Source organism: Alicyclobacillus sp. SO9 (assembly GCF_016406125.1).
In the GTDB taxonomy this organism is placed as follows: Bacteria; Bacillota; Bacilli; order Alicyclobacillales; family Alicyclobacillaceae; genus SO9.
In genome coordinates, this window is record NZ_CP066339.1 from 4,482,145 (window position 1) to 4,495,712 (window position 13,568).

A 13,568-nucleotide genomic window follows, 5' to 3' on the forward strand; every position below is an offset into this window, starting at 1 on the left:
CAAAACCAAATACACTTAATTAGACTCCAAAGACACCGATTTGATCACACTTTGTCTTCGTGACTTTTAAGGAATCCAAAATACCCTGACTCCCCGTTTGTTCTGATGCATTTGATGGTAAAACGGGTATTTTGGTGATAGTCTCTTTATGATCCAAAAGGTTCATCGAAAACACACTATCTTCTCTATATTTGGAGGTTTTATACACATGCTCATCTATAAGAATGGTACAATCGTCAAATCTGAAGTGAGGCGACCGTGCGACGATGAGATTGCATTCATTTATCGAGCGAATCTTTCAGATGATGAAATTCAACACATCATAGGAGATGTTTTCGAGTGTCATCCCCTGGTTGTAGAAGATTGCAAATCTTGGGGTCAACGCCCAACAATTGACATGTATGATGACTATTTCTACATGTCGTTTTATGTATTGAAAAACGAATGGGATCTATATGAAATGTCTATCGTCGCCGGTAAGAATTTTGTCATTGCCATTTTCCCGGAAGAAGAACCGCTAATCGAAACACTAAAGAATACCCTGTTCCGGTCTCCTAATAAAATGAAATCGACAGGAATGTTGTTGTACGAGATACTGCATTCATGTGTACAGGGATATTCTGACCTCGTCGATACTGTAGACGACTTTGTGAACAAATCAGAAAATCAAATTTATAAGAACCCCCATACGAATTTAGCCACGAAAATTTTTAAAATGAAACGAAAACTGCATAAGGTACGTCGGATTTTTACTGAAGAGCGAGAGATGATTGGTAGCTTAATGCATGCACGGTTTTTCCAAGAAGAAGACGTACGTTACCTCGCCGATATATTCCAACATGCAAGTCAAGTGGTGGAGATGGTGGATACATTTCGCGACTCGTTAACAGGACTGATTGAATTGCAAATGTCCATCAAGGGAGATAGAATGAACGAAATCATGAAGACACTGACCATTGTGAACACAATTTTTCTGCCGATGATGTTTATTGTCGGACTTTATGGAACGAATATTCACTTACCTGAATACCGGTGGGCAAAAAACTATTTGTGGTTATGGGGATGGCTTCTCTTTTCGTTGAGTTTTATGATTATATACTTCAAACGAAAAAAATGGATGTAACCTGCCATACCGAATCCAACCACACCCTGTATTCTCATAAAATACTATATTCTAATCACCAGAATTTTCTTCGATGCCAAATGTCCTCGGTTTCAAATTTCCGTAGTACCTTTAAACGCTGCGCTTTACACACCATGGATTTTCTGCCATTATCTGATCTCTAGCGCTTCATAAGCTCTGTGCTCGTTTTCAGCACGCGTGTAGAGTTTCATATTGCGATTGCTTACGACCTAGCCTACGTCACGAGTCGAGGAACCATAGACCCACTTGGTCTTTGTCTCAAGACGTTTCTCTTACCTTTCATCACGGACATAGCTCACTGCCCAAAAAACCCATGCCATTAAATCCACCAGCATTACAGGATTGATGATTTTTACAACTTTACTAGCTGCAAATGGATTGCTAAATACGAAGAAGGGAAGCACCCAGTTATATGTAGAGCCGGAATGACTGAGATAAAACCACTCAAATACAAGATAGGCTGTATAAATCAGTAACAACAATGCCACTGATATAGACATTCGTGTTCGTCGTGAACTCAATTGCAACCACCGCCTTTGACAAATGAATATGTATGCAAGCGCTTGGACTTCTTTCAGGTCTCGACTCGTTACCCGAAAAGCTACTTTCCTTTGTCTAAGTCAAGTACAACAAATAAATCGTCCAACTGACCAATCTTCATGGGTTCCATGTCCAAGTTCGACTTCTCACCTCTTGCCATCAAAATGGCGTTCAGCCCCATTTTTTTCGCTGATTTAACATTAACGATACTATCATCTATAAACAATGCTTCTTCAGGTTTGATTTTTAATTCTGACAGAGCAGTATTGAACATTAAGTCATGAGGCTTCACCACTCCAACTATCGAGGACATTACAAACGTTGAAAAGTAGTTCCTTAGCCCGATATTTTTAAACACCCGATGTAATGAGACCCAAGTATCAGATACGATGCCCAACTTGTAGTTCTTACTTAATTTGGGTATCGTTTCAAAAACATCGTCATAGAAGTAGAACTTGTCATCGTTGTAGACGGTATCACTTGCAATCCCCAGAACATCTGTCTGACTCAGTTCCAAAGACGGTAGTTCGTTTGAAAACAGCTTATAAAACTCAATAAAATGCTCGAACTCTTCCGTCTCAGTCAGGATGAAATTCTGTTGGCTCAAGTATTGAAACGCTCTTTGAAATGCCCTTCCGACTGTGTCTTCGCTCAGTAGGTTAAACTTTTCCTTATCAACATACTTGAAAAAGTTCGGCGGAATAAACCAGTGACCTGTTCTGGGACTATTAAGAACCCGACCCGAGTCGAACAAAATACCTTTCAAATTTCTAAAAATGCACATGGCTTACACTCCCCTCCACACTCAGGTTTCAGGCTTGCTGGACTCCTGTGCCCTTGTGCCACAGAAGCAGTTTCCTGCGGTAACGCATGTTCATTCAATGCTCCCCACAGCTTAAAATCTGGCGCTCACCACAGATGCACAAAACACCCGGACGGCGGAAATGTCCTGCACCTAGACTTTATGCCCTACGATGCATCAGGTCTCCATATGCCATTGATGCCACATGCAAATTTGAATTCCTCAGTTGAATACAACTCGCTCCCTGCGTCTGTTGGCTGCCTCGTTCACATTGAACGAAAATAAACTTTTGTGCAGGATCAAGTAAAATCGTTGAAACTAGTCTGACGCGGTCGGCTTGCGGGTCGCGTACAGCTAAAATGCTGCTAATATCCCTGGCTATTTTGGCATCAAAATCACTGTTAGCCTGTATAACAACTGTCAAACAGAACAACTGGGTATTTATGCACCAGTGGAGGACTATACTTCTGGTAGTTATCCAACTGGCTGCCAATTGGAGAGTTTTAGACTGTGAGTTTTAGTAATGGGATAAATCTTCCCGGAATCGACCCCGATGGTGTCACTCCAATACGCTCTGCCCCCATAGCTCGGTAAAAATTTTCTGCATTGGGTTCGGCATCAATAGATATTATTTTGAGATCTAGAGACTTCGCAGTTTGAAGGAGGTGTTCCCACAGCTTTCGTCCGATGCCTTGCTTTAACAAGTTAGGGGCAACATACAGGTAATCCAGAACCCCATCAGGTTTTTTGGGTATTAGACCGTAAAAGCCAGCGATTTGCTCCTCCAGTTCAGCGACATAGACTTCACATGACCGTATATACTCCAGGGTTACTGTAAGTTCCTCACGACATTGCTCCATAAAGGCTTCATCATATCCCCAGACGGCTTTCGATGCTAATGCGATAGAAGTCAACGTACTAGCTTCATCGAGTGTAGCTCTCCGTATCGTTACATTCATTTTGTCACCTCCTTCCATGTCACAGGAGAAACATAATTGTCTTATCAGCAAAATAAGCAGGTATGCTGTTGCGCACTTATGTACAAGAACGACAGAACCCAAAACTTTCCTTGTTGTATATTTATGTACAAACACAAGTAATTCCTTCTTCAAGATATGCCCCCTATTGTCCCATAAGCATCCTCACTAACATTTAGATGGTATAGCTAGAGTCTCCGTTGAACGAGCTTCCTTGGACCCGTAGTAAATGACAAGAGATGAGGGAACCTTTGAAACGGATCTCTCATCTCTTTGGTGTTTATTCTCCTTGCAAGGCTTGACTACTCAATCATCTTCTTGCGTCTTTGCCACCAGAGTGCCAATCCACCTGTCAAGATACTGAGCAATCCTCCTGCAGTCCATGGGTAGATGGTAAATCCGGTCATAGGTTTTGTGGCTTGTGGCACCGGCTGTGTCTGCGGCTGAAGGACTACAAAGTCCGGGTCTGTGGTAAAGGCGATAATCGCTTTCCCTTGTGTCACGGTGGCCGTTATCGGAATCAGCTTCCCGTTCAAAATCTTGTACACCTTTGATTGCGGCGTGATGCCGGCATTTAGCAGCGTCAAGGATAGCGGATAGTGAGGATTGCCACTGGCGTTAAAGTTCACGCCGTATGCAGCCACCACATGCCATCTAGATGGAACCGGAATCTGCGAAAGGCTGCCTGTCGTAATATCTGTCTGAAGTGGCTTCGCAAATGTACCAAATGCTATCACCAGCATCGCTTGCGTACCACGACGATTTGACTTTAGTGTCCCGCCCCTATCGCCGACCACTTGTGCGGTCGTGACCGTCTTAAAGTATCCTGACGGCGCCCTCGGAACCACATACAGACTCATATTCCCCGTCGCTGTGGCTCCCGTGCCGTCTTTAACTTGAACAGTGAAAGCGTATGTCCCACTCTCTTGTGGTGTCCCAACCAGGGTGCCGTCCGGTTCAAGCCTCAATCCCCTAGGCAGGGACCCGGTGGCGATGGTAAACGTATATGGCGACAATCCGCCCGTTGCCTGAAGGGGCTGTTGATAATTGGTCCCCTCTAAGACATTAGTAAGTGCCCCATTAGTGGAGACAGACAGGACCGCCAAGGTCCGAACTGTATCTGAAGTAGACCAGGCGCTTTCCCCACCCGTGTTGATTGCTTTCACCGTTACATGGTACGTCGTGTTCGCAGTCGCGCCTTTCACAGCATAGTTCGTACCTGACACCGGACTGCTGTTCATCTTCGTCCCATTCACGTACACGTTGTAGCTGGTTGCCCCGCTCACCGCATTCCACGACTCTGTCCAACCAGTTTGCATCACACTGCTGTGGCTCAAGCCCGTCGGTGCTCCTAGTGCGTTCGGAAGGGTTGTTACTTTATCTGCTGATGAAGCCACACTTTCCCCACCCGCGTTGACTGCTCTCACCGTTACATGGTACGTCGTGTTCGCACTCTCACCAGACACACTGTAGTTGGTCTTTTTCACTGGACTGCTATTCACCTTCGTACCATTCACGTATACGTTGTAGCTGGCTGCCCCGTTCACCGCATTCCACGACTCTGTCCAACCAGTTTGCGTCACGTTGCTGTGGCTCAAACCCGTTGGTGCTCCTGGTGCATTCGGAAGGGTTGTTACTTTATCTGCTGATGAAGCCACACTTTCCCCACCCGCGTTGACTGCTCTCACCGTTACATGGTACGTCGTGTTCGCACTCTCACCAGACACACTGTAGTTGGTCTTTTTCACTGGACTGCTATTCACCTTCGTACCATTCACGTACACGTTGTAGCTGGCTACCCCGCTCACCGCATTCCACGACTCTGTCCAACCAGTTTGCATCACACTGCTGTGGGTCAAGCCCGTGGGTGCTCCTGGTGCATTCGGAAGGGTTGTTACGCTGTCTGGAGGAGATTGGGCGCTTTGTCCACTGCCAATGATGGCAGTCACTATAACACTGTAGCTGGTATCTGCTTTCTCGCCGATAACATTGTAGTTGGTCCCGTTTACCGGGCTGCTGTTTACCTTTGTACCGTTGATGTAAACATTGTACCCAGCGGCACCACTCACGGCACTCCAAGACTCCGTCCACCCCGTTTGTTTCACGTTACTGTGAGTCGGTTGACTAGCGGCCAACGGTGCAGCCACATATTCCTCAAGCGTGTTATTATTGTAATTCACTACATATACGTCGTTTGTACGGTCTGCTGCAAGATCAACAGGTAAATCGTAAGCGTCAAACCACGGACACATTGCAGCATCATGCCACATCTGCCAGTATTGAAAAGCCCCACCGGCTAGCCAGCGGGGCTGTTGTATAGGGTTGTCTATCGACGATGTCGGACTTGTTCCGGCAAGCCGTCGGACCAAGGTAACAGGGTCGCCAGTGAATCTTCAACGGTCTGGTCGAGGTTAGGCAATTGTTCAAAAAGGTATTCGAGATAGGCAAACGGGTTCAGACCATTTTCTTTCGCTGTTTCCACGATGCTGTAAGCGACAGAACTGGCTCTGGCTCCGCTGGGGGCGTTACTAAACAGCCAAGACCGTCTTCCGAGAACGAAGGGTTTTATGGAGCGTTCCGCACGATTGTTATCTATCTCCAGGTTCCCGTCTTCCAGAAATGTAACAAGCTTCTCCCATTGGTTCAAGCAATAGTTTACTGCCTCGCCCAAGGTACTCTTGGGGAGTACATTGTCTTTCTGAGTATGAAGCCATGCTGAAAAAGCGTCGAGAACAGGTCGACTCTGTTTCTGGCGCTCCTTGTACCGTTTCTCTGTACTGGCGTCCTTCAGTCCACGTTCGATCTTAAACAGTTTATTGCAGAAGTCCAATCCTTCTTTGGCAGCCGTTGGACCTTTGCGTTTGCCTGCAGGCAAAGCTTTCAAAGCCTCATCAAATTTGCGCCGTGCATGACTCAGGCAACCCGACAGTCTCACATTGGGAATGTCATTGTACCCGACATAACCATCCACGTGCAGATATCCATGAAATCCTGCCAGAAAGTTCATTGGATGTTCTCGTCTGCGTGTTTCCTGGTAGTCATAGAGAACAATGGGAGGTCCGTCCCGTCCACTGCGGTATAGCCACATGTAGGACTTGCTCTCTGCAGCTCTCCCAGCTTCGTGTAACACTTGGACCGTGGTCTCGTCTGCGTGGAGATACGTTCTTTTCAACAACTCTTCATGCATGCGCTCATAGATTTTGGCCAACCACTGATTCGCTCCATATAGAACCCAGTTGGCCAGCGTCTGCCGAGACAGCGGGATTTTCTGACGCTCGAACTGTTGTTCCAAGCGATATATGGCATGCCTTGTACGTATTTCTTATCCAGAATGTAGGCCAGCGTCGATGGGGAGGCCAAACTTTTCGGAATCACCGGCTCTGGCATCTGCGCCTTCACAATGGGGGTATGGATTTCATTACGTTCGCAGCGGCGACAACTATAGATGTATTGTACATGCTCAATGACTTTCACCTGCGCAGGAATGATCTTCAGTTCTCGTCGAGTTTCTGTGCTCATCTCATGTGTCGGATTGCCACAACAAGAACAGATCTGCTCCTCCTCAGGCAGCCGATATTCAATACGCTCCACAGGCAGGTCTTTGAGTAGCTCTTCCCGTTGGCCAGTTTGCTTCTTCTTTCGTTCGTACGTGATGGTTTCCTTTGGCTCTTCCGGGGTAGGTCTGCTTCCGACTCTGCCTCATTAAACAGCCGTGTTTGCAATGCGTCCGGATTCGTGCGTTCGCTGGATGCACCAAAACGCTTATGCTGAGCAAGACGGAGTTTCTCTTCCAGCCACTCTACCTTAGAATGTAACTCATCGTTTTTGTGCTTTAATGTTGTATTTTCATGCTGCAAAGCAGCGACCTCTTCTGTGGTCAAATCAGGTGATTTACTCATGCTATATCACTTCGACAAAACCTCAGAAAACCCTTGTTGTGACAAGGATTTTCGTGCTTTTTATCTAACTAAATGATGGTCCTTGCTTTCACTTTCGGATGTGCCTTTTTCTGGTGGACCGATAGCCCATCCAGAAGCCATCGCAACTCCCGCTGACCCATGACAATGGGACCCGTATGAGAGGCATCCGGCCACTGAAACCGGCCTTTCTCCAACCGGCGATAATGAATCCAAAAGCCGTTATGCTCCCAGTGCAAGACCTTGAGTTTGTCACGGTTTCGGTTACAAAAGACAAAAAGACACGGAGAAAAGGGGTCTAGGTGCAGAACCTCCTTCACCAGAACAGAAAGCCCGTCTATAGATTTCCTCAGGTCCGTAGGTCCTGGTGCTAAATACACACGCTTCTCCAGGTCAAACTCACCAAACATTATTCCGCCAACACCTGAACAACCTGTTTGAGTAGTGAGCGGTTGAACCCGTTATGTACTTCGACGGACGCCGCCCCCACGTGAACAACGAGTGCTGGTTCGGCGTCCTCTACCGAGTCCTCAACCTGAACGGATAGTAGCTTTACTCTGGGTGATGCAGTGGCATTGGTGGACGTCTCCTTGTCGAACTTCCGAGCCCAACGACGGAACTGTTTCACGTCGAGGTTGTGCTCCCTACACCAGGCCGCCGCGGTTTCACCACTTTCTCGAAACTCTTCAACAAGCTTTCTCCAATGATTTCGCACTTCTTCTCTGGACATAAAAAAACACCCCTCCGATTGGTTTGAGGTTATTATCTCTCCCCATGAATCCTACGACGAGGTGTGCTAGGTTTTACGCTTACTTCTATTCCGGATTGATTCTTATATCGAAAGATACCTTTTGACAAATCAAACTCAGCACAAAACAGCAAATAACACAGCCATTCGAAGGTTTTCTGAGGATTCTCGAACTTTGCTTTAAATAAATTCCAATCCGGATAAACCATTGTTATGCTCCGTTCTATTAGTCGTCATTTATCATGGGTAAACGTATCACACATGTTCATCCCAGTTTACTCCTCCAAATAATACCCCCCCGAGCAAGGAAGGGTCTTGAGTTAACTATGAAGAAAATGGACTATCAAAAACATCAATGTGCTGCCACTAACACAGAACCCAAAAAATCCCTTGTTGTATACTTATATCTCAGTCGATGGAAATCCTCCTTCGATAAGCGCCAATTCGTTGAAGAAGTTGCTGTTTTCATATAGCTTCGGCACTGTTCTTTTTTGCTTGAACAAAGCTTCTAAGTCCACTTGTCGCTGTCACGGGATTTTATTCAGCAAGCAGAGCAACTTTCATTTTTTGACGAAGTATAGCATCTACATAGTCATTTTGGTTCACTGGATTCCAAAACTAGATCTATATGTTAACAGTTAGACGACCGATGATTTGCTTGTTGATTGATTTTGCTTCTCTTAACCGAGTTAGAACATAGTTTATTTCCCATCTATTTTTCAGTCGTGTAGCGAGTATGCGTTCCATGTACTGGTTGCTAAACAATATCCATTTCCTTGGGGGTTTTGTAATAATTCCAAGACGCAATCGTTACATCATCTTTCTTAAATGTGAGTGGATTGAAATAGTAGAAACGATGAATGTGGCAGACTACAGTGCCACATATTATGACCGCTAATAATCCTAAGCTGAAAATCCATATTCTTCTCCGCATGAAGCCAACCCGCCCATGGCGAAATCTATAAGCATGCATTAAAATGCATTGTCAGCCACTATGTTGAGCATGTGCATATGGCGCTAACGCCCCCGTTAACATTCCTGTAGGTGTTAGTAGATTCGGTTTGTAGAAATAAAGACGCCTCGATACGATGAGTGTGTACTGGGTCGTAGCCCTTAAAAACTCATGTAGGAGGCGTCACTATGAAGTCTAGACTGGTTAATGCTCAAAATCAACGAATTGAACGAATTTCCACTACAACTCTGGTCGTCGGGATTGACATCGCCAAGGAGAAACACGCTGCACAGGCTATCAATTTTAGAGGAATCGTCCTGAACAACAAACCTGTTGTGTTCGCAAATGATCTCTCCGGTTTTGAGCATCTGGGACAGACAATCCGCAAGCTGCAGAAAGCCCACAGCATGGACAACGTCATCATAGGTATGGAAAGCACGGGACATTACTGGTTCAACCTTTCGAACTGGCTTGTGAAGCAAGGCATTGACGTTGTGCTGGTCAATCCCATGACCACAAAACGCAACAAAGAAAACAGGGATAATTCTCCCTCCAAGAACGATCCAAAGGACGCACTCGTCATCGCTGACGTAGTCAGTCGTGGGTACTACACTCCCTTTTCTCCGAAAGAAGAAGCATTTCGCCGGATTCGAGTCGTCGTCACAAATAGAGAGCACTGGGTCGTTGAACGTGGACGCATTGAGAATCGCATTCACCGTTGGCTGGATATCCGTTTCCCTGAATATATACAAGCCTTTGAGGACCTTTTCAGCACTCGTTCTCTAGCGACATTACGTCGGTTCCCTGCTCCTTCAGACATGTTGAAACTCACACCGGAGCGGATGGTGAAAATCTGGGGAGAGTTCATGTCCAGACCCGGTGGCGCACGTGGAACACGTAAAGCCATGGAGCTTCTCCATCTAGCCAGACAGAGTGTTGGAGACACGGTTGCCTTGGAAGAAGACAAATGGGAACTGACGCACCTGGTGGACGAGTATGAAAGGGTCCAGAAAATTGTCGACGAGGCGGACGAGATGATTGAGAAGATACTGCCTGAGATTCCTGGCGCCGATCTCATTCGGTCTGCCGGCGCAACGATTCCTGCAACGGCTGCCATTTTAGCCTTTGGCGGTGATCTAAGTCAGTTGTCACACGGAAACCAATTGCTACGAAAAGCAGGATTGAACTTAGCGGAGCGAACTTCGGGCAAGTACAAGGGTCAAATCAAACTCACAAAGCGGGGAAATTCTCTGCTACGCAAGCACTTGTACTTCACTGTCTTTCACCTGCTGTCATATAACCAAGCGTTTCAAGCCCTGCATGCTCACAACATCGAAGTAAAACGGATGACAAAGATGCAATCCATGATGAAGCTCATCGGGAAGCTGGCTCGAATGCTTGTAGCCATGGTAAGGACAGGAGAAAAATTCAGTCAAGATAAAGCACAATTCTCAATAGCAGCTTAAGTCGTCTACCGCAACCAAACACGTAGGTTGGCTCATTCGCAGGATTTCACAAAGAAAGCACGGAGTACCGAGATTATTGCACTTTAGGGCATAGACCCGTTCCGTTAACGTTGATCGGACTCCACACCTTGGACAGATAGGACGAAGGAATGAAAGGGCATAGACCCATTGAGATATGGGAGTGTGAATCCCGAGGATCTTGTGGAGAGAGTCGTGCAGTAAAGCTATTTATGGAAGATGCTGTGAAATAAGACCGCACCTTTTGTTCCTGCATACTCTCAAGCGGATCTCCCTAGGCGGAATATCTACTTATCCTTACTCCATCCGAAACCAGGTAAATGAAATCCTGCGAATGAGCGAGCATTCGTGAGAAAGACCTTACTCTACGAGGGAGTTTAATATGAGCGCCCCTTTATAAATTCAACTCTTCCTTGTGGCTTTCAATAAATTCATCTTTCGTTAATCCGAATAAAATAAAATCCATATACTTCCCATTTATATAAGCAACCTGCCGACGCACACCTTCTTGAATACACCCAAGTCTTTTCATCATCTTAGCTGAAGCATCATTTCCTTCAAGAATATAGTCATTGAATTTATGAAGCCTCCGTTCAAGGAATGCATACTTTAATAGAATCTTCATCGCTCTGGTACCATAACCCATACCACGGTTCCCTTTATCAATTAGAGTTCCGATACTGAACGTTCCATTTCTCTCGTCAACATTATTTAAATTAATTTCACCTACGCTGTTACCTTCAAAATCCTCAATAATAAACATTAATCTTCCGCTTTTTGACGAAAAATCAGCATTTTCCTCTACAAATCTTTTTGAACCTGTAATAGTAGGTGGTAGCACAGTAGAACATTCTAAAAGACGACGTACAGAAGTTTCAAACGTTCCAATATATTCTCTTCCCCAATCTTCTGGATGTATTGCACGTAGTCTAACTTTATCGTCCTGCCAAAAGTAGTCACTATAATCAATTTTAAATATTTTATCTTCCAACAATATCTCCCCCTAATCGTTGTACATTAACTTAATTTTAACGAAAATCAGAATAAAGATGGGTCCTAAATCAGAATTTGAGAGGAACTGTAGAGTAGAGGACTGGGTGCCCAGCCTCCGGGTAGAGAGGCCACCCGGTTGGTGGCCCGAACCCCCACGGAACCCGGCGTGCGGAACTACCGCACCGGGCTCTTCAGAGATGGCTTCACAGCATGGCGTACATCTTCATCTGACTATACGGGATGAAAATCTTGGGTCGCACTAGTGGAAACAATTCTTGAATCCGTTTGAACTCCTCCCATGTCACCCTGCTCTTCTGGCTCCTACTGCTGAGCATTTTTCGCCAGTACTTCTCGACGGCAACATACACCTTGATGAGCCATTTCAGGTTGCCGGCCATTCCATAATACGCATAGTGTCCTCGAAGTATCTGGTTGATTTGGCGGGATTGCTCCTCAAGTGACTGGTGTCGAATTCTCCGCATCGTTTCCTGCACTTTCGAAAGACTACGCTTGATTCGTTGCTTCTCCGTTTTCCTGCCCACCATAAAATTGCCCTTTCGATTCCGCGTGCAATAGTGGGTGAAGCCAAGGAAGTAGAGCGTTTCTGGCTTCTTCCTCCCCTTGGATGCCGCGTACTTACTGGCAAATCTCCCAAATTCAATGAGCCGAGTCTTACTGGTTTCGAGCTCAAGTTTGAACTTGTTTAGTCGCAGACGCAGTGCCTTTTGAAAGCGCAAAGCGTCACTTCGATATTGGAAGCACACAATGAAATCATCAATGTATCGAATGAGATAGGCTTCACCCCTCAGGCGCGGTTTTATCGCCTTTTCAAACCATAGGTCCAGCACATAGTGAAGATATAGATTACTCAGCAGGACACTGATGGACCCGCCCTGTGGCGTTCCCTCTTCACTTGCCGTGATGATACCATCCTCCAGGACTCCGGTTTTCAACCATCGGCGAATAAGGGATAATATTCGTGGGTCTCCGATTCGATGCTCTACGAATTTCATCATCCACCCATGGTCCAAGCTCCCGAAGAAGTTCTTTAGGTCTGCTTCTAGCACCCAGCCTACTTTCTTTCCACCAATGATTTCATTCAAGGTCGCAAGGGCATTATGCTGTCCTCGTCCAGGTCTTCCCCCAAAGGAACAGTTTAGGAAATCATGTTCATAGATAGCTGAAAGCACTTCGGTCACGCTTCTTTGCAGTGCGCGGTCTGCCACTGCGGGGACGGTCAGTGCAAAATGCACTTCAGCCCAATTCTCTTTCGGAATCTGTAACTATCACTCATCCATTTCATCCACTCCATGGGCAGACCTTTACTCTGCTCAAAATCAAACACGTCAATGGGATCCCACTGTATTCACTTCAAACAGACTCCAGTGTAATTTGTGTTCCAGAATCCTGGACGGACCGGCATCGTCCTCAGGATACTAAGCCAGTCACACCATTCAACGGGTTGGACTTAAAGGAATTAGTTGAACTCCTTCGGAGCTTAGATGATTCCTCTGTCTCAACAGCGAATTTAATTGACAATTCCAAATGAAGGAGGTAATTTCTTATTATGAACACTACTGATAAGAATAAGTCACCTAGAAGATTTAAATCTGTTCCTTCTCAGGAACTCAAAGAACGAAAACTGCAACTATTGGAGGCGTTGCCACCTATGGGCCATGTTCTCCGCGGTTCCCTTATCACTCGGCAGGTGAAGTGTGGCAAGCCAACCTGTCACTGTGCTACTGGCGCTGGTCATAAAAGTTTGTACTTGTCATCTTTTTACCATGGTAAAACCCATATGGATTACGTTCCTGCAGCCTGGGAGCAGCAGGTACGAGCCGGACTTGAAAATTTTGAGGTCGCACAGGACATTCTCTCGGAACTGACTGAGCTCAACCTGGAACTACTTCGACGCCGAGATAACGAATAGTTCATCGGCCTCGTCGGAGGGGATATTAGTGACTAGTTCAGCATTAGCCGCATTGGTCGGAAATGATGCACAGAGCGTGGA

General features: G+C 45.9%; 12 protein-coding genes and 1 pseudogene. 4 read left to right on the plus strand and 9 right to left on the minus strand.

Features of this window, described 5'->3' with window-relative positions:
- Positions 1 to 208 precede the first annotated feature (208 nt).
- Positions 209 to 1,123 carry a magnesium transporter CorA family protein gene (locus GI364_RS20955; RefSeq protein ID WP_198851129.1) on the plus strand — a complete coding sequence of 305 codons (915 nt, stop codon included), beginning with the start codon at positions 209 to 211 and terminating at the stop codon, positions 1,121 to 1,123.
- Positions 1,124 to 1,416: 293 nt separating this feature from the next.
- Here GI364_RS20955 and GI364_RS20960 read toward each other — a convergent pair whose 3' ends face one another.
- The 7 genes and pseudogenes from GI364_RS20960 to GI364_RS20990 all read right to left on the minus strand — a co-directional run bounded on the left by GI364_RS20960 (position 1,417) and on the right by GI364_RS20990 (position 8,110).
- A complete protein-coding gene (locus GI364_RS20960; RefSeq protein ID WP_198851130.1) occupies positions 1,417 to 1,665 on the minus strand; it encodes a hypothetical protein in 249 nt (82 codons plus the stop codon).
- Between the two features lie 80 nt (positions 1,666 to 1,745).
- A complete protein-coding gene (locus GI364_RS20965; RefSeq protein WP_198851131.1) occupies positions 1,746 to 2,468 on the minus strand; it encodes an HAD-IA family hydrolase in 723 nt (240 codons plus the stop codon).
- Between the two features lie 521 nt (positions 2,469 to 2,989).
- Positions 2,990 to 3,445 (minus strand): GNAT family N-acetyltransferase, encoded by a 456-nt coding sequence (locus tag GI364_RS20970; protein WP_198851132.1) that lies wholly within the window; start codon positions 3,443 to 3,445, stop codon positions 2,990 to 2,992.
- A gap of 320 nt (positions 3,446 to 3,765) precedes the next feature.
- A complete protein-coding gene (locus GI364_RS20975) occupies positions 3,766 to 5,715 on the minus strand; it encodes a fibronectin type III domain-containing protein (RefSeq protein ID WP_198851133.1) in 1,950 nt (649 codons plus the stop codon).
- A gap of 74 nt (positions 5,716 to 5,789) precedes the next feature.
- Positions 5,790 to 7,362: pseudogene (locus tag GI364_RS20980) on the minus strand (IS66 family transposase).
- Positions 7,363 to 7,430: 68 nt separating this feature from the next.
- Complete coding sequence (tnpB, locus tag GI364_RS20985) at positions 7,431 to 7,790, minus strand: IS66 family insertion sequence element accessory protein TnpB (protein WP_198850608.1); 360 nt, start codon at positions 7,788 to 7,790, stop codon at positions 7,431 to 7,433.
- On the minus strand, positions 7,790 to 8,110 hold the full coding sequence (locus GI364_RS20990; RefSeq protein WP_198850609.1) for an IS66 family insertion sequence element accessory protein TnpA: 321 nt from the start codon (positions 8,108 to 8,110) through the stop codon (positions 7,790 to 7,792). The genes tnpB and GI364_RS20990 overlap by 1 nt, the downstream gene beginning before the upstream one ends.
- Positions 8,111 to 9,268: 1,158 nt before the next feature.
- On the opposite strand from GI364_RS20990, the gene GI364_RS20995 reads away from it, so the two are divergent.
- Positions 9,269 to 10,546, plus strand: a complete 1,278-nt coding sequence (locus GI364_RS20995) for an IS110 family RNA-guided transposase (protein ID WP_198851020.1) — start codon at positions 9,269 to 9,271, stop codon at positions 10,544 to 10,546.
- 412 nt (positions 10,547 to 10,958) lie between these two features.
- Here the strand turns inward: GI364_RS20995 and GI364_RS21000 are convergent, their stop codons facing one another.
- Positions 10,959 to 11,555 (minus strand): GNAT family N-acetyltransferase, encoded by a 597-nt coding sequence (locus tag GI364_RS21000; protein WP_233095901.1) that lies wholly within the window; start codon positions 11,553 to 11,555, stop codon positions 10,959 to 10,961.
- Between the two features lie 205 nt (positions 11,556 to 11,760).
- Positions 11,761 to 12,834, minus strand: a complete 1,074-nt coding sequence (locus GI364_RS21005; RefSeq protein ID WP_198854146.1) for a reverse transcriptase domain-containing protein — start codon at positions 12,832 to 12,834, stop codon at positions 11,761 to 11,763.
- Between GI364_RS21005 and GI364_RS25500 the strand changes: the two genes are divergently transcribed.
- Complete coding sequence (locus GI364_RS25500; protein WP_198850774.1) at positions 12,798 to 13,106, plus strand: DUF5372 family protein; 309 nt, start codon at positions 12,798 to 12,800, stop codon at positions 13,104 to 13,106. The two genes, GI364_RS21005 and GI364_RS25500, sit on opposite strands and share 37 nt — an antisense overlap.
- A gap of 18 nt (positions 13,107 to 13,124) precedes the next feature.
- Positions 13,125 to 13,487, plus strand: a complete 363-nt coding sequence (locus tag GI364_RS21015; RefSeq protein WP_198850775.1) for a DUF6788 family protein — start codon at positions 13,125 to 13,127, stop codon at positions 13,485 to 13,487.
- The last annotated feature ends 81 nt before the right edge of the window (positions 13,488 to 13,568 follow it).